At 34.0% G+C, this 17,099-nt stretch carries 18 protein-coding genes and 1 riboswitch; of the genes, 8 read left to right on the top strand and 10 right to left on the bottom strand.

Going from position 1 to position 17,099, the window contains the following annotated elements; genetic code table 11:
• The first annotated feature begins 3 nt into the window (after positions 1 to 3).
• A complete protein-coding gene (locus tag GKP30_RS11730) occupies positions 4 to 1,089 on the top strand; it encodes a GerAB/ArcD/ProY family transporter (RefSeq protein WP_216829635.1) in 1,086 nt (361 codons plus the stop codon).
• A 104-nt stretch (positions 1,090 to 1,193) separates the two neighbouring features.
• Here the strand turns inward: GKP30_RS11730 and GKP30_RS11725 are convergent, their stop codons facing one another.
• The 3 genes from GKP30_RS11725 to GKP30_RS11715 all read right to left on the bottom strand — a co-directional run bounded on the left by GKP30_RS11725 (position 1,194) and on the right by GKP30_RS11715 (position 3,217).
• Positions 1,194 to 2,366, bottom strand: a complete 1,173-nt coding sequence (locus tag GKP30_RS11725) for a cyclic nucleotide-binding domain-containing protein (RefSeq protein ID WP_216829634.1) — start codon at positions 2,364 to 2,366, stop codon at positions 1,194 to 1,196.
• A gap of 226 nt (positions 2,367 to 2,592) precedes the next feature.
• On the bottom strand, positions 2,593 to 2,850 hold the full coding sequence (locus GKP30_RS11720; protein WP_216829633.1) for a hypothetical protein: 258 nt from the start codon (positions 2,848 to 2,850) through the stop codon (positions 2,593 to 2,595).
• Positions 2,851 to 2,959: 109 nt separating this feature from the next.
• The gene (locus GKP30_RS11715) at positions 2,960 to 3,217 is read right to left on the bottom strand and encodes a hypothetical protein (protein WP_216829632.1); all 258 of its coding nucleotides are present in this window, start codon (positions 3,215 to 3,217) and stop codon (positions 2,960 to 2,962) included.
• Positions 3,218 to 3,394: 177 nt separating this feature from the next.
• Between GKP30_RS11715 and GKP30_RS11710 the strand changes: the two genes are divergently transcribed.
• Positions 3,395 to 3,892, top strand: a complete 498-nt coding sequence (locus GKP30_RS11710) for a hypothetical protein (RefSeq protein ID WP_216829631.1) — start codon at positions 3,395 to 3,397, stop codon at positions 3,890 to 3,892.
• Positions 3,893 to 3,959: 67 nt separating this feature from the next.
• Here the strand turns inward: GKP30_RS11710 and GKP30_RS11705 are convergent, their stop codons facing one another.
• Positions 3,960 to 4,754, bottom strand: a complete 795-nt coding sequence (locus GKP30_RS11705) for a DUF4367 domain-containing protein (RefSeq protein WP_216829630.1) — start codon at positions 4,752 to 4,754, stop codon at positions 3,960 to 3,962.
• The gene (locus GKP30_RS11700; protein WP_216829629.1) at positions 4,729 to 5,310 is read right to left on the bottom strand and encodes an RNA polymerase sigma factor; all 582 of its coding nucleotides are present in this window, start codon (positions 5,308 to 5,310) and stop codon (positions 4,729 to 4,731) included. Before GKP30_RS11700 ends, GKP30_RS11705 begins: the two co-directional genes overlap by 26 nt.
• Positions 5,311 to 5,663: 353 nt before the next feature.
• On the opposite strand from GKP30_RS11700, the gene GKP30_RS11695 reads away from it, so the two are divergent.
• The 3 genes from GKP30_RS11695 (at position 5,664) to GKP30_RS11685 (ending at position 8,507) form a co-directional block, all read left to right on the top strand.
• Complete coding sequence (locus GKP30_RS11695; protein WP_216829628.1) at positions 5,664 to 5,819, top strand: aspartyl-phosphate phosphatase Spo0E family protein; 156 nt, start codon at positions 5,664 to 5,666, stop codon at positions 5,817 to 5,819.
• A 279-nt stretch (positions 5,820 to 6,098) separates the two neighbouring features.
• Positions 6,099 to 7,532, top strand: a complete 1,434-nt coding sequence (locus GKP30_RS11690) for a carbon starvation CstA family protein (protein WP_216829627.1) — start codon at positions 6,099 to 6,101, stop codon at positions 7,530 to 7,532.
• Between the two features lie 491 nt (positions 7,533 to 8,023).
• Positions 8,024 to 8,106: riboswitch (cyclic di-GMP riboswitch) on the top strand.
• 74 nt (positions 8,107 to 8,180) lie between these two features.
• Positions 8,181 to 8,507 (top strand): hypothetical protein, encoded by a 327-nt coding sequence (locus GKP30_RS11685; RefSeq protein WP_216829626.1) that lies wholly within the window; start codon positions 8,181 to 8,183, stop codon positions 8,505 to 8,507.
• A 439-nt stretch (positions 8,508 to 8,946) separates the two neighbouring features.
• Here the strand turns inward: GKP30_RS11685 and GKP30_RS11680 are convergent, their stop codons facing one another.
• Positions 8,947 to 10,368 carry a hypothetical protein gene (locus GKP30_RS11680; protein ID WP_216829625.1) on the bottom strand — a complete coding sequence of 474 codons (1,422 nt, stop codon included), beginning with the start codon at positions 10,366 to 10,368 and terminating at the stop codon, positions 8,947 to 8,949.
• A gap of 703 nt (positions 10,369 to 11,071) precedes the next feature.
• Here GKP30_RS11680 and GKP30_RS11675 point away from each other — a divergent pair.
• Positions 11,072 to 11,575 (top strand): hypothetical protein, encoded by a 504-nt coding sequence (locus GKP30_RS11675; protein ID WP_216829624.1) that lies wholly within the window; start codon positions 11,072 to 11,074, stop codon positions 11,573 to 11,575.
• Positions 11,576 to 11,747: 172 nt separating this feature from the next.
• Here the strand turns inward: GKP30_RS11675 and GKP30_RS11670 are convergent, their stop codons facing one another.
• From GKP30_RS11670 to dacB, 4 genes are all read right to left on the bottom strand, one after another.
• The gene (locus GKP30_RS11670) at positions 11,748 to 12,632 is read right to left on the bottom strand and encodes a GGDEF domain-containing protein (protein ID WP_216829623.1); all 885 of its coding nucleotides are present in this window, start codon (positions 12,630 to 12,632) and stop codon (positions 11,748 to 11,750) included.
• Complete coding sequence (locus GKP30_RS11665; RefSeq protein ID WP_216829622.1) at positions 12,610 to 12,933, bottom strand: hypothetical protein; 324 nt, start codon at positions 12,931 to 12,933, stop codon at positions 12,610 to 12,612. The genes GKP30_RS11670 and GKP30_RS11665 overlap by 23 nt, the downstream gene beginning before the upstream one ends.
• Positions 12,934 to 13,200: 267 nt before the next feature.
• On the bottom strand, positions 13,201 to 13,917 hold the full coding sequence (locus GKP30_RS11660; RefSeq protein ID WP_216829621.1) for a DsbA family oxidoreductase: 717 nt from the start codon (positions 13,915 to 13,917) through the stop codon (positions 13,201 to 13,203).
• A gap of 146 nt (positions 13,918 to 14,063) precedes the next feature.
• Positions 14,064 to 15,530 (bottom strand): D-alanyl-D-alanine carboxypeptidase/D-alanyl-D-alanine endopeptidase, encoded by a 1,467-nt coding sequence (dacB, locus tag GKP30_RS11655; RefSeq protein WP_216829620.1) that lies wholly within the window; start codon positions 15,528 to 15,530, stop codon positions 14,064 to 14,066.
• 160 nt (positions 15,531 to 15,690) lie between these two features.
• Between dacB and GKP30_RS11650 the strand changes: the two genes are divergently transcribed.
• Together GKP30_RS11650 and GKP30_RS11645 are read left to right on the top strand one after the other, a co-directional pair.
• Positions 15,691 to 15,963, top strand: a complete 273-nt coding sequence (locus GKP30_RS11650; RefSeq protein WP_236035047.1) for a DUF1292 domain-containing protein — start codon at positions 15,691 to 15,693, stop codon at positions 15,961 to 15,963.
• Positions 15,964 to 16,212: 249 nt separating this feature from the next.
• The gene (locus GKP30_RS11645; protein WP_216829618.1) at positions 16,213 to 17,097 is read left to right on the top strand and encodes a VanW family protein; all 885 of its coding nucleotides are present in this window, start codon (positions 16,213 to 16,215) and stop codon (positions 17,095 to 17,097) included.
• The last annotated feature ends 2 nt before the right edge of the window (positions 17,098 to 17,099 follow it).

The following is a 17,099-nucleotide window of genomic DNA, read 5'->3' as shown; positions in this document are numbered from 1 at the left end:
CCCATGCTTCAACGACGAGCAGTATTTTTTTTCCTATTTATGAGTTTACCGATTATGGCCCATGTCCTACTCCTCCCCATGCTATGGGATATTTCTGGAAGGGATGTATGGGTTGCTGCAATTCTGTCAGCACCAATAGGCTTTTTATTTGCATATTTAACATGGAAGTTAATGAACATTGAACCGAAGCTTTCCTTTTTTGAAAGAACAATGAAATTGTTTGGAAATGTCCTTGGTCCTGTTCTTCTGTTCATTTGGTTTGTCTACTTTCTATTTCTTGCAAGCTTAACAGTTAGTGGTTTATCGGAAATGTTGCATATTGGTTTTTTTGAAGAGACTCCCTCTTGGTTTTTCGGTATATTGTTTAGTGCTCTAATTTTTTACAGTGTGATGAAAGGCATAAAGATTATTGCCTGGTGTGCTGGTGTTTTAACGATCATCATTATGATAAGCGGACACACGATTTCCCTAATGTTAAGTGACCAACGAACTTGGCAGCACCTTCTTCCTATTTTAGAGTATGGTTTTACGCCTGTTTTTTGGGGTGTGTTTATTATTACAGCTATGTGGGCGGAAATTTTTAGTTTAGCTGTGTTTAATTTTCGAAAAAGCGAATCAAAAGTGATGTTAAATATTCTTCTCATTTCCGTTCTCATAAACGTCCTGCTCATCGTTAGTACAGGGGCTGGGACCATCTCTGTCTTTGGACTAGAACAGTCTCAAGCTCTAACACACCCTGCTTTAAGTTCCGTCCGGATGGTGTCATTAGGGTTTATTGACCGTTTTGATGTTTATGGTTTATCGCTCATGACCTTCGGTTGTTTTATTAGAACAGGCTACTACGTCGTTGCTTTATTAAAATGTCTGTCGCCTGCTCTAATAGAAAAAGCACCAAAACTATCTATACTTGGTTCTGTACTAATCGTTTATTTACTTTCACTTTACTTTTACAAAGATAAAATCATGTTAGATATGATGCTTGTGTATTACACATTAACAAGTGTGATCGTTTTACTTCCTTTCATCTATTTAGTAAGAGCGAAGTTTAAGAGCAGTTCGACCTATACAGAAACAGAGTCAATGAACTAGCCAAGGTTGATAAAGTGAAACTTTTTTCAGTGGGGATTTTACTCATCCCCACTGAAAATTAGTTGAACCGTTGTTCCTCTGGCCTACACGAAGTTTTGCCCCATTTAATTAATAATGAATTCTGTGAACCCTAATATAAAGATAACCCATATTCCTATTAACATATGTGAGACGCAAACACCGACAAATGACTTTTGCCGCGCAAACATCCAACCCCAAAATAAACCTGGAATAAAAGCCGAGAGTGCAAATAACGTCCCAATATGAGAATGAGCCATTGCAAAAAGTAAATTTGATAGAATAACTGATTTTAGATGATTTCCTTTTGATCCTGGTAAAAATCGATAAAAGGCCGATTGCAGGCCAGCTCTCGCAATAAATTCTTGAACGACCGAAAATAAAATGTATACGATAATGGTTATGAGAAAGATAGAGAAACTAAAGCCTATTTCAGCAAACGCAGCAGTTGGATTAAATAGTTCAATATGTGAAAACGTTGGTATGAATGTAATAATGCTCCATTTTAAGACAAGGAAAAAGAATAAAACAGGTAGCGTAAGAAGAATAGCGTCCTTTACATGAATCTTCCATTTGTCTAACGTTAAACCGAATGACTTTAACGGATATCCACTTTTCCTTAAGATCGCATACATTACAAGCGCAAACCCAATTAACAACGTAACATCAACAAAAGTAGACACCCCGTGATAATCAACAAAGTGTGTAAGCGACATAAGCATAAGTGTATAAATTGATAAAACAATTAATAGGTTCGTAGCAAGCAGCCCTAATGCTTTGTATGATTTTAATGCATTTAATTGTTTCGCTTCTTTTTCAATAATTATTTCATTTTTATGCTCTACATCAATTGAAAGCTGTCTTACCATCTTACTTAATAACTTTACTTGTAAACTTTTATAATTAGGATTATTAAATAGGTTTTTAACGTTAATTTTAATTAATAACGAAGGTTGTCTCGTTTTTACAGCTGTTGTTGAGCGCTCTCCATCAAGCTGTGCGAAACCACCAATTAAATCTCCATCCTTTAAAACCGTTAATAAACGTTCTCCCTTCTTTTCTTTGTAGAGACCGACACTACCAGTTTTAATTAAAAATAACGATTGTTCAATATCGCCCTCTTGAATAATATATTCATCTTTTTCTGTCATATAGACGTTTGAAAACTTAGTGATGATGCTAACCTCATCATCTGTAAAATCTGCTCCTAACGGATTGTTTTTAATTTCATTAAAAACATTAATCGTTGAACTACTCATGATATTCTGCTCCTAGTTTCTTTAGAGGTATTTATACCTAATATTATACTGGATGCAGTAATCCATATATAGTGGCTGTGAGGCAGCAATATCTAGTAAAACAGACGGATATTAGAAACTATTCATTCGACTAAAATACCCCTCTATAAAAAAATAGATTATTGCAAGATCTGTAACTGCAACAATCTATTTTTAAGATCTATATAAGTTTGTGTACGCGCAGGTTTTATTGTTCATCCAACTCTTCAATTACTGCTGGATTAAATAAGGAATGTGTCATCGAGAGGTCTACCTGTTCTAATGAAGAATTGCTCGTATATTCTTTGATTTCTTGTTCAATTTTCCTCAAATCATCCATAATTACTTCATTCATACTATCCGAATTCTGTATTTCTTTAAGCTTATTTTGCAGCATTTGTCTTGTTTCCATTAAAATATGTAAGTTCTGAAGCTTTTCTACATACGTTAAGTCTTCCCTTTCCATAAATACAATTTTCCCTCCTTTTGGAGTTTTTCATAGTATTAAGTATTCCAACCTTTCCGTATTGTATGTATTGTTTTGTTTCTGGCAATGTAAAGAAATTAACTTCTAGCTACGATAATATATTAATTCTGTTCAGAAATCGTTTTTGTACTTCAACATTTCCGCCATCATTATAAATAGTACCTTCTACTGAGTTATATATGTTTATTGTAGAATGTTTATTAAGATAGACATCTCCTTCGAGTTCAGCATAAAGAAAAAGTTTAGCACCACTTAACACTCTAATATCTCCTTTAACTACTCCCTTTATAATAGTATCTACCTCTACTGTTACGTCACTTAGGTTATTACCTATGATAAGCTTCATAAGTCTATCTCCTTATCCATCACATTCTTCTATATAATCTAATCTCTACATTCATAAATTTGTTACATAATAAATTGAATCTTTTTATATTTCTGAACTAAAAGTTGATCGTACTTCCGTAACAAACCTATTGTTTTCTTGATTAATAGATATGAATTGACTTTAAGGAGGAATACTATGTTGGTTATTCGTAAACTTTGTGTTTTGTTCTGTATAGTACTACTAACATTATTTTCTACTAGCACTAGTACATTCGGTAGTGAAAACGAGTTAGAGCCTGGTGCTTTAACACCCCCGCCCACTATTGGATACGATCTGGTTGAAGGTGAGGATCAGCTATTTTATTATTCTTCATCTACTCTCATTAGTAACGCATATAGTAGTATATCAAGGAGCAATAATACAGTTAGAGTTTCTGGGAATACGTATGCAAATAGAACTGTAGATGAATTAAGACTTACTCTAGAAATTCAGCGATGGGATGGATCAAAATGGATTACCATTGGATCGAAAGGGCCTTTTATTGATTATAATTGGTATTTCACTTCAGCATCACAAAGTTATATTGTGACGAAAGGTTATTATTATCGTGCACGAACTAATCATTATGTAAGACTAGGGAGAACGACTGAACAGGTAACGAGATACAGTAGTCATATATTGATTCCATTATAAGAATAATGCCCCAGTAGTGGATATATACACCAACACTGGGGCTTATCACAGAAAATATACATATCTACTACTTCAATCTATTCGCTAGTTCTAAAACTTCCTCTTCAGAAACTCCCCCAAAAATTGTAATGTAATTATCCCCTAAAACATATTCTAAGTTCACTATGTTATTTGAAACAATCAAGTTGCCTGGGTGGCGTCCGATCATAACTTCTTTCATTTCAGCATGATCAAGATTATATTCAATACTCCTAATAAAGTGCTCTGGGATTTTTTCCTGCAAAATAGAAAACCACATCTCCCCGTTTGAGTAAGCTAATTCCAACTTATCAGCAGAAGTTTTTTCAGAATTTGTCCAAACCCTTACTCTTTCAATTTTATACGTATCAAAAAGTATCTTATCGGGTGGAAACACAGCAGTAAAAGTTAACATAGACTTTGCTTCATCTAGCGTAACTTCTTTAATTTGTGTTTCTAATAGGATTTCTTCTTCGGTTGCAATAAATGAAGACTCTTCACCAGGAGGTGGCGTAAGGGCAGCGCCTTCATTGCCAGAGTCAGTATGAACCACCAACTTCACAACATTGTCTTTCCATTGGTTAACAATACTAACCATGCTTGAAAACGCAGAAGAACCTGTTGGACTTAATAGAAAGACAAAAAATAGAATACTAGCAGCAGGAAGTAACCCACTGTATTTTTTTACAGTATTTTTTCTATTCTCAATCTGTTGCTCTTTTTCAAGCTCCATCTGGATACTATCCCAAGTCTCTCGTTTATCAGGTAGAGGAATGTTGGCTTCATTAAATGTTTTTTTAGCTACATTTTTGAGATAGTTATCCCATTTCGGACTGTTCATCATGATCCCTCTCCTTCTGTATTTCCTTTTGAATAAAGCTCCTAATTCGAAAAGCTCTTTGTCTTACTGCATTTTCTTTTAGATCAAGACGTTCTGAAATCTCTTTATAGGATAAATCATTTACATAGCGAAGTAAGAATATTATCTTTGAAATCTCTGGGAGCTCTTGGATGATTTCTTGTAATTCTTCTAGCGTTAACCGATTTATTATTTCTATTTCTAAGGAAGTTAGTTGCCTTTCATTTATTTCAACCTCTTCTATAAGTGTCTCGTTACGCTTGCTGACGCTTTTTATGTATTTTAATGCTTCATTTCTAGCAATCGTTACTAACCAAGCTTCAAAACTACCATTTTCTTTTTCTTCATATGTAGATATATACTTAAAAGCACGAATAAACGTTTCTTGAACGATATCCTTAGCAATATTTTCATCAGCGCAATAACGATAAGCTGTACGATATATACAAGGATAATATTGATTATAAATCACTTTCTGTGTTGATAAATCCAATGTTTGATTCGCCTTTTTGTTAAAAAAAGACATAATAAACTTCCTCATAGGGTTTCTCCTAACTAAAAATAGTAACTCTTTATTTCACTTCCATAGACTAATTTAATTGTACCAAATAATGCTTTTTTTGTTACGATTATTACAGTTTTCTTGCATAAACCCTGTAAAGAATTGTATTTATCATTTTAGGAAAATTAAACCAAACAAAACTCCTTAAATTAAATGTATGATAATAACCTAAATTCCTAGCTATATAGTCACTTTATATAGTCCATTTGATATATAAACTTTTAATAAAAATTTTTAAATTTTCATAGGATTTAAGTAACTCTTTAGCGAACTAAATATTAAATATTTTTAGAGAGAAAAAAATAAAGATCCTTGAGGGGGGAAACGTAGAAATGCCTACAAGTTTAATGCAAACAATCGAACTAAAAAGAACTGAACTAGTAAATTATGGGGTTAAGTATGGACTATCTTCTGAAAAGACCATAAAAAGTAGTCAAGAGCTTGACCAACTATTAAACACACTTGAAAAAACAAAAAGCTATCATTAAATATATTATTTAAATATGCAACTCACTTCCTTAATAAAAAGTGAGTTGCTTTTCTATTATTTGACCTTTAAAATCTTCAAATTTCTTAATTTCCCCTTCCATATCACCACTTTTAAACATTCTGATGGATAATATAAAACAGCCTAATACAAAAATACTGAATTAAATTTTAATAGCAACTAATTAAATTTTTCAAAATATTATTTACACTTCCTGATTACTTTAGTAAAATAACGTAATAAAATTATACATACATAGTAATTTAAGGAGATTAGACAAATGATTACGTTTTTAGCATCTATCGTACTACTTATTTTAGGTTATTTCTTTTACTCAAAAATCGTTGAAAAAGTATTTGGTATCGACGACAATAGGAAAACTCCTGCTTACACGAAACAGGACGGCCTGGACTTTATGCCAATGAGCTGGGCTAAAGGAAGCTTAATTCAACTTTTAAACATCGCTGGTTTAGGTCCTATTTTTGGGGCTATTATGGGTGCTCTCTATGGTCCTGTTGCTTTTATTTGGATAGTTGTTGGTGCAATTTTTGCTGGTGCAGTCCACGATTATTTTGCTGGTATGATGTCTGTACGCCATGGCGGAGACCAATACCCATCCATTGTAGGTCGTTATTTAGGTGGAACTACGAAGGTAGTTATTAATGTCATTTCAATTATATTAATGATTCTAGTAGCAGCTGCTTTCACAGCAGGTCCTGCTCAATTATTGTCTTCAGTAACTCCACTTAGCTTTACGGTAGCTATTTTCATAATCTTTGGTTATTTTTTAATTGCTGCTTTATTACCTATCAATAAAATTATCGGGCGAATTTATCCTTTGTTCGGGGCAGTTTTAATTTTTATGGCCCTTGCAATTGGGGTTGGTTTATTGTTTCAAGATCAGCCAATACCAAATCTTACATTGGAAAATTTACACCCTCAAGAGCTGCCAATTTGGCCCTTAATTATGATTACCATCTCATGTGGAGCTATTTCTGGTTTCCACTCAACGCAAAGTCCCATCATTGCTAGAACGATGAAAAAAGAAAGCGATGGACGGAAAGTCTTTTACGGAGCGATGATTGCTGAAGCCATCATTGCGATGATTTGGGCAGCAGCTGCTATGACTTTTTTTGGAAATACAGGCGGACTACAAGCAATGCTAGCAGAAGGTGGTCCTGCTGGAGTTGTCGATCACATTTCTAAGTCTATGCTAGGAACACTAGGAGGAATCCTAGCCATTATTGGGGTAATTATACTCCCTGTTACAACAGGTGATACTGCACTTCGTTCTTCAAGAATGATGCTCGTAGATTTACTTCGTAACTTCTGGAAGTTGGAAGCAAAATGGAAGCAATCACTTCTAGCTATACCCGTGATTATCCCTACGTTTTATTTAACACAAATTGATTACTCATTTCTATGGAGATATGTAGGTTGGACAAATCAAGTGGTAGCTACAGTCATGTTATGGACTGCTGCAATTTATCTTTTACAAAAAGGCAAATTCCACTGGATTTGTTCTATCCCAGCCTTATTTATGACAGGTGTTGTTGGAACATACATCTTCTATGCACCAGAAGGATTTAGTCTTCCTTACAATATTTCGGTTTGGATAGGAATTGGAGTAACTACCATTGTTGCAACCTGGTTTGGACTACAAATAAGAAAAAACAGGCGCATAAAAATTGATAAAAAATCTAACGTTGCATAAAAAATTATTTTAAGATTATATAAGAAAAACAAATGAAAGATTACCGCTTGGCTGTAATATAGTTCGAGCGGTAATCTATTAAAGCGCATTGATGATAACTCAATTTTAAGCTGAAAAAAGAATATTTTTATATGATTTTAACAAACTCTTTGTTTTATTTCATAATAAAATTGCTATAATTTGGTCTAACTTCCTCTCTATCAATAGTATTCTCTATTTCTTCCTACAGTCTCGCTCTACTCTAACTAACTTCATTATATTTTAACCTACTATCCCTCAAAACATAAACTCACACACAACCAAAGACCTATTAATCATTACCAATTAATATTGCTTAAAGGTTTAATGTCTTTGAAGATCCCTTTCAAATTACCTTCTGCCTTGCCTTAGTATAGCAATTGGCTATATTCTCCTTGCAACTCCTACAAAGCATTGTAAAGTTTGTGTTTAGTACTTTACTCATATGTCGATTTTTGATATATTTCTATAGTAGTTGCAAAAGGCAAACTTATTGAAAAATAAGGACGCAAAGCTAAAGGGACTAACGGGTAACCTATGTCAGCCAGCTGCCAATGAAAAAACTCCTTTGAAAAAACTAGCACGAGATTTTCATTTGGCATACTTTTCAAAAGGAGGATAATTATTTAAATGGAATTAACTGAACCAGAGCTAAAAGAAGCATTGCAAAGAATGGATTCTTTAATCGTCACATTACCTGATAAAAGAGAGTCTGTTACTGAATTTAAAGATTTTATCATTCATTTTTTACGGACAAATACGACAAAAGTGTCCCTTCCTATTTCTGAGGTAGCAGCCGTTCTAAAAAACAAAAAACCAACTGTTTTCTCCATCCTGAAAAACGAATTTAGTAATAATCTAGTTATTAATGTCGTTACCCATGTAGATTTAGAATATAAGGTAGCTTCTAAAAAACTTTATCATCTTAAGCTAAATTTAGGCATTATTAATAGGTAACTAGTTTTAAGAAAATCCAAACCATTTTTCACCATTTGCAGGACAAGAGATTAAAAGCACCTATTTATGAGAAGACAGCCTAGTTTTCTGATAATATTTTCCACTACGCCCTTTCACGATGAAAGGGCGATTTTTTCTCTATGCCTCCTAGCGCAGAAAAAAATCAAAAAGGGTTAGTGCACCGATAAATCCCCCCACAAAGATCACATAAAACAATATAATAAAAACGACCCAATTTTCACTAAAAACCTTTTTCAAATTCATCACCATACAAGTGTTATTTACAAATAGGGTTCCAAGTATTGGGCTGAATAATACTTAGGACAAAGAGTTTTTTTGGTACCACTGCGCACACGAGTCCTATCCTTATCAAAATGTAACTCGTTGTAAATACACTAACTAATAGCAAGTAAGGTTGGCTTTACGCCAACCTTAAGCTCTAGAAAAAGATTAACCCAAAAATCGTTGAGATGATAAGCCCTAGGACTACTGGTATAAAACTTTTCCGCACGAGTTCCATGACAGGTACTTTTGCAAATCCTGCTACGGCTACTAGTGAAGACCAGGCTATTAACGTTCCTCCACCTACCCAGATCGACCCCATTTGCCCAATTGATGCAAGCGTGGCCGCATCTACTCCCACTGTCGGACTTAACGCTCCAGATAATGCCCCTATTAAAGGAAGTCCTGAAAATCCTGAACCGTCTAATCCTGTAATCATTCCAATAATAAGAATTCCAAACCCTGCAACAAAAGCGCTATCGGGGATCATTTGCTGCCCTGCTTGAACAAGGTCAAATAAAAACGAAGGTGAGCTTTCCACACCTAATATTTTTGAAGACAATTCTCCACTACCGATAAAGAAAAAGCCTGCAATCGGAATAACTGGACCCATCGCTTTAAAGGAAAACAAGAAACCTTTCACGATGTTGTCACTTACATTTCCAAGCGCCTTTTTCACGTTTTTAAAGAAGGCTGCTGCAATTAAAAGAACGGCTGCTGTTCCACCGATAAGCGCTGCCCCAGAACCTCCTTCAATTGAAGGAATAATACTTGAAAATTTCGCCAATACCATGTAGATAATAATAATTAAGAATGAAACAGGTACAAGCACTGCAAATAACACACTGAATTTATTTCTCTCTTGTCTTACAGCCTCTTTTACTTCTTCTTCAACAGTCGAGTTAATGGCTTCCCAATTTACAATATGTTTATTAGATGGACGCATGATCGATTTTCTTAGAAGTAAATAAGCTAAGGTAATAGCAACAGCACCTGTTACGAAAGATAATATCAAAGCTTTATCTGCTACAGCACTTACTTCAACACCAGCAGCAGTTGCACTTAACATCGGTGCAATTTGAATGACATAATCTGAAGATAACGCCATACCTTGCCCCGCTAATGATATAGCAATCGCCGCGCCGATCGGCGGTAATCCTGCACGAATAGCTACAGGAATGAGTAATGCCCCTACAAGTGGTACAGCAGGTGTTGGCCAGAAAAATAAAGAAATGGAATACGTTACTAAGACGAGGATCCAGAAGGATATATGTCCATTTTTCATAACCCGTTGGAATGGGGTAATCATTTGTTGATCAGCACCAATTGATTTTAAAGTGTGAAGAAGTGCAGTCATTATCGCAATGATTAAAAATATATTAAAAAGCTCTCCAGCAGCAGTTAAACTAGCATTAAAAATCGACTGTAACCCACTAACGAATGAACCTGTATAAATCCACCCTACAAAAAAGGTTACAACAATTGCAGGAACAACAACATTTTGTCTAAACAACATCGTTAATATAATAACCGTAGTGCCAAATAGATACATCCAATGAGCAGCTGTTAATTCTACCATAAAAAATTTTACTCCTCTCTAGGTGTTTAGCTGCAACTGTTGGGATAAAGAATACATAGTTATTAATCTATAGAATAATATATGAAAATCAACTGCTATTGGATACATGTGGAATTTTTTAAATTTTATATTATATCTATTTCGTATCCAATAGACTCATAGCCTAACTTTTATTCTTATTATACTCGTACCTTTTTATCATTTGTAAAATAATTACATTTATCTAGGTTTATTTTACAAATGCTGGATATAATATATAAATATCTCCTAGCTCTTTTTAATCCGAACCGAACTGACCACTTAGGGCTAGGAGATTTCCTTTATTTTAAAATTAATAAACATTTGACTTTGGACAAAGTTCTTATGTAATACAAAAATACTTAGTTAAAGATGAATCCCTCAGTTTAATGATTACTACGTTCCTCCCCTTATTTCCTTATCAAAAAATTAATTACTATTGTCTAATTACCACTATTTAAATTGTACTTAACTGCTTGAATTACACACTTGTTTTACATTTTATTTTGGTATAAAAACCTTTTTACTACTTATAATAAGCAAGGTCGAATCTGCAACTGAATGTAAGCTAGTGTTTACTACTTCCTATCGTTAATGTTTGTTAACTTTTTACGTTTCAGATTGTAGCAGACCTCGATGTGGTGTAAAAAATTTTATCAAAACACAAAACAAAGGTGGAATTCAAATGGATCGCGACATGGATGAAGTTTATGCAGAGAGAGTTGAAGAAGCAGCAGAGGATAAAATTGAAAGGTTAGCTGCCTCTAAGGTAGAAGAAGAAATTGGTGAAGAAATCTCACCTTTAAGAGGTCAGTTAGAGAATATGCAAAATGTTTTAAATCAACTTCAATCCGCTGGACAACAAAGTAGTTCTATGAGTTCTTCTTTTGGGCAAAATCAACAACAGTCCCAAGAGTTATTACAACAATTTCAACAGTTCAGTTCACAAGCACAACAGCAACAACAACAAACCTTCCAACAACTTCAACAATCGATTCACCAAGCAGCACAGATGTTAAATAATGTGGAGCAATCACTTCAATCGTTTAATATGTTAAACCAAATTACTCAACAAATTGATCAAACTCAACAACAACTACAACAACAAATGCAAGGCCAAAGTAGTCAAAACCAAAATAATCAATCTCAATCAAACCAACAGAACTTCAATAACAACCAGTCCTATTAATAGTAATTCAAACAACGTTGAAGGATTTTTGATGAGAAGGGCTTTTCCTATTGGGCTGAGTCCTTTTTATTTTTGGACTAAATATCTTATCCTAATCTAAAATTTCTACTATTGCCCTAGAGCTAAATTCAAACATGCAAAATAAAAAAGCACCTAAAAAAGGTGCTAAGCACTAACGTTTATATGTTTCTTTTATTTTAGATACGGACTCCATGACTTTCTCAAAAAACCCTACTTTCTTAGATTGATAGTTTTCAAGTTCAGACGTATAAAATTGATAGGTACCTTTCCCTTTTTCCTTTGCATAATACATGGCCTTATCCGCATTTTGTATAAGTGTTTCTATATCCTCACCGTCCTGCGGGAAAAGACTAATACCTATACTAGGTGAAACTTTTGCTTCACAGTCATCAATCATGTACGGCTTAGAAACGACAGACAAGATCCGTTCTGCAATACCAACGATTTCTGCTTGAGTCGTTTCTTCAAAGACAATCATAAACTCATCTCCACCAAGACGTCCCGTTAAGTCCTCTTCTCTCACACAATTGTAAAGCCTACTTACTACTTCCTTCAACAAATAGTCTCCACCTTCATGTCCTAATGTATCATTCACCTTTTTGAAGCCATCCAAGTCAATGAACATAATACTTAAACTATGTTGATGACGTTTAGATCTCGCTAACGCTATTCGGAGATGCTTAAGGATTAACTTTCGATTCGGTAAGTCGGTTAGCTCATCATAGTATGCCATTTGTCTTAAATACTCTTCTAGCTGTTTTCGCTTCGTTATATCCGAAATCATTCCATCTACTCGGATAATATCATTTGCGCTATCAAATCGAGGTGTAGTTGAAATTTCTAGCCATCGCTTTTGGTTATTTTTATCAAGTACAGCCAGCTGATTTCTCATTTTTCTATTGGCAACTAATTGATCTCTAAATGCCATTGAGCTATCATCTATCGGTTTTAAAACCGTTTCTATTAACCTCACGTTTTGGCGATAGTCTTCTTGCTGATAAGAAAATAAATATTCAATTCCTCTTGTAATAAACAATCCGTTTTCTTTTAAATTGAACGAAAAAAAATATTTCATTAAAGCCATTTAATAAGTCATTAAGATGCTCATTTTCTTGTTGTATAAAATGCTTTTCTTTTTCTAGTTTAATCTTCTCTATTTCAACTTTTTCCTTTTCTTTTAGTATGTCATTTACATGTTTACATAACCAAAAGATTGGAAGTAACAGGATTAAATAAATAAGAATGTCATTTTGAATTGATAATCCGAAATGAACAATCAGGAAAAAGATCATACAGAAAAGAATATATACTGTAAATAACTTACTGATATTTTTCAAAAAATCACTCCAATTGTTCTTTTAATTCATCTACCTTTTTAATTCTCTTCTCGGAGAGCATTGCCTTTAGTTAAACAGCCTATTTGAAACAACTATTTGCCTAGATATTAACTAGTAATAAAGTAATCCGTCCTCAATTATAACAAAGATCAATGAAATAGAAATAATTTTACCGAACTAGATGATTTTCATTTAATTATCAGCAGCATTATACAAAAAAACTATAAGTAAAACCCCAACTCAATTTGTGAATTGGGGTTTACACGATTAAAAATCACAACGATCATCGGTGCACATTGGATCCTTATCATTTGTCGTATTATTAAGAGGCTTTAAAGGAGAGTTTTCATATTCTTCTTCCCATACTTTTTGTAATGCATTTAAAAACGTTTCTGTCGGTTGAGCACCTGAAATCGCATACTTATCGTTGATTACAAAGAAAGGGACTCCTTGAACCCCTATATTTTTCGCTTTCGCTTCATCTATCCTAACCTTTTCTTCATAAGCATTGCCGTTTAATACGTCTTGAACATCTTTTTGTTCTAAGCCTGCATTTACAGCAATCTCTGTTAAAGTTGAGTGATCACCAATATGTTTTGCATCAGTAAAATAAGCTTTTAACAAATGCTCTGCTATTTCTTTATCTTTACCTTTTTCTTCAGCAAATTTAGCAAGCCGATGTGCATCTAATGTATTGGTACGAATCATTTTATCGAAATTAAAATCAAGTCCAACTGTTTTTGCCTGTTCAACAACACTTTCCGTCATCTTCTTTGCTTCGTCTAAGGACATGCCATATTTTTTCGATAAAATTTCATACATCGACTCGTCCGTATCGCGACTAGCATGCGGATCTAATTCAAAACTTTTAAATTTTACTTCAACAGTATCTCTTTGAGGGAACTTTTCTAAAGCACTTTCTAAACGTCTTTTTCCAATATAACAAAAAGGACATACATAATCTGACCATATTTCTATTTTCATAGCTCACACCTCATTTTTACTCTTAAGCTCTGTTAAAATTAAAAATGCATATCAACACCAAATTTCAACAGCGCTTTAAAAAAAGAATATCACATTCTTATCTAGTAACCCTTTACAATATGCTCATCAAATTTATGTTAGCTGCGCTATAGACTTTGTAAGGTCATTATAATTTCATCTTCAAGTTTTTTTGCAAGCTTATTATCAATTATATTGTTTATTAAAACTGAAAAGATCAGTGTTTCTCCACTTTTTGTTTCAATGTAACCAGAAATAGAACTAACTGTCGTTAATGTTCCTGTTTTCGCTCTCACTCTACCCTGCGAATTTTTCATACGGGTTCTTAAAGTTCCACCAATCATTTTGTTCGAATTACCCGCAACTGGAAGTGATTGAAAAAAGGTGGTAAACCAATCTTCTTTTTGAATAGAATACAATAATTTCGAAATTTCATTGGCAGGAATTAAATTTGCGTGAGAAATTCCAGAACCATCTCTTAAAAAAACCGTATCAGTGTTTATCCCATAATGACTAAAGGTTTGCTCACTAACATCAAGGCCATTTTCCCACGAACCTTCATCTGTCTTAACTTTGCCAATTTCCTTTATTAACATTTCTCCATATCCATTATTACTTAATTTCATAAAGGGAATAAGAACTTCAGAAAGTGGTATTGAAGAATGACTTATAAGTACATTTGCACCTTCTGGCGTTACCCCTCTTGATATATCGCCTAGTAATTTGATTCCATGTTTCTTTAATGATTGTTTAAAAATATGTAATGCAAACTCAGTAGGTTCCCATACTGCAATTATTTCTTCCATTTCAGTTGCATTGATTGGCACATTTCCTTCGATAATAATTCGGTTACTCCCATGTTCACGTTGAATAGAAAGATTTGTTTTAGCCTGCTCATTAACTGTATTTGTAAGGTTAACAATTTCCAAATATGTGTTTGTGGGCTCCATTACTATTTGAGCCTGTTCACCAAATTTATCGCTAGGGCTCACTTTAAATTTAACTGTGCCAACATCGTATTCCTCATTGGACACTGTTAATGCTGAGATTGCTGAACCGTACCCCATCATTTCATCACTCCATGGTAGATCAATTGAATAACGAACGTCATCATACCATGTATCATCACCAATTAAATCGCCACGAATTACTTTCACACCCTGTTTCTTTAGCTTTTGAACCATCTCTTCAATATTGGATTTTTGAAGTGTTGGATCCCCTTTTCCTTTCACAATTAAATCACCATGTAAAATCCCCCATTTAACTTTACCATTCGATAGCAACTCGGTACGAAAACAATAATCTCCTCCTAAAATAGATAAGGCAGCAACAGCAGTTAAAATTTTCATATTAGATGCAGGCTTTAAACGATAATCTCCATTATAATCATATACCAACTCTCCTGAAGTCGCCGAGCGTATACTCAGAGACGTTAATGCACCATCTAGAAAAGGCTTTTCCATTATTTGATCTAATTTTTGATTTAATAAATAGGTATCGACTTTCGCTTCAACTGGTGAGCTTACCTGTAAAAATAAAATGAAAATTATAATACAAACACAGTTTAATGGATATAGTTTGTTATTTTGTTTCATTAACATGCCCCCTCTTTTCTTTAAGCTCCAGATACAAAATTCAACGATAAATTTATTTTCTCTTGTCTCTCTCAATTCATGTAAACTGTCTACTTCCTAAAAAATAATAACATTCGTTAAAGGGTATATTACATCCGAATAAGTTAGGGAGGTGATGGCTTTGGAACCTAATGAATTACGGGATCATATTACCGTAGAAGACGAACATGGTAATGAAATGGACTATGCTGTTGAAGCCTTATTTGATATGGATGAACATTCTTATGCGCTTTTATCTTCAGATGATGAAACCGTATTGATGCGTGTAGAGGACCATCAAGGCGAACAACATTTAGTTGGCATAACTGACCCAGAAGAACGAGATGCACTCTTAAATGCATACGAAATTGCAGTAGAAGCTAACCCTGCAGAGGACAATGAAAATTTTTATTAATTTAGACTGTGTGTAAAGACTTAGCTAGCTTTGCTAATTAACTGTCCAAAAACTGCAAAGAGCAACAATTCTTGTAAAAAAGGAACAAATATAAAACACCAACTACTGGTCACTAATACCATTCGTTGGTGTTTATTTTTATTACTTTTATAACTGACCTTTCAGTTAAATGACTTGAGTACTCCCAATTTTTGTTTATCATGAAAAATTATTTTACAACTAAAACTAGTCCTAGGAGGGGTTTAACTGATGAATTATTCTTTTTTAACCGTAATCTTAATTTTTTTACAAATAATAAATGTACATAGTGATTTATCGATAACATTAGACGGTGAAACGATCGCAATCGTAAATCGTTCCGACTTTACATCCCCTGTTTTCGAAGGATTAGTCGTAGATGAAGAAAAACTTGAAGCGTTCATTAATACAATTGAACAAAAGGTATCAATCGAACCTAAAAATGCCACAATTGATAAATACGGGCGACTAGTTCCCGAACAATATGGATATAAAATGGATCGAAAACGATTTACTGAAGCTTTTTATGCGTACTTTTTTAATAATTCTTCTGCTGAAATAGAAGTGCCACGGTTTATTACATATCCAAGGGTTGACAGTGAATTACTTTTATCACTTCGTAACCAACAAGTCGGACAATACATTACGTATTTTAATAAGGCAAACAAGCAAAGAGCACATAATATTTCACTAGCTGTGGATGCGATTAATAATCACGTTGTTTTCCCTGGTGAAACCTTTTCTTTTAACCAAGTTGTTGGCAATCGTACTGTTGAAAAAGGCTACTTACCAGCACCAATTATTGTCAGAGGTGAGTTAACTGATGGTGTTGGTGGGGGAATTTGTCAAGTGTCCTCTACTCTTTTTAATGCGGTCGACCAAGTTGGTGTTGAAATTGTTCAACGTTTCTCTCATAGTCGACGGGTTCGCTACGTCCCTCCAGGACGTGATGCGACTGTCAGTTGGTATGGTCCTGATTTTCAGTTTAAAAACAACTATACACAGCCTATTTTAATACAAGCACGAACCTATGGTGGATCAGTTATTATACGTATTTTCTCATCGGAAACATTTGTGAAAACTAAGGATAAAACGATTCGTGAATTTAAAGATTAAAC

The sequence above is a fragment of the Alkalihalobacterium elongatum genome, from assembly GCF_019024285.1.
GTDB lineage: Bacteria > Bacillota > Bacilli > Bacillales > Bacillaceae_F > Alkalihalobacterium > Alkalihalobacterium elongatum.
This window is presented reverse-complemented; position numbering and strand designations above follow the sequence as displayed.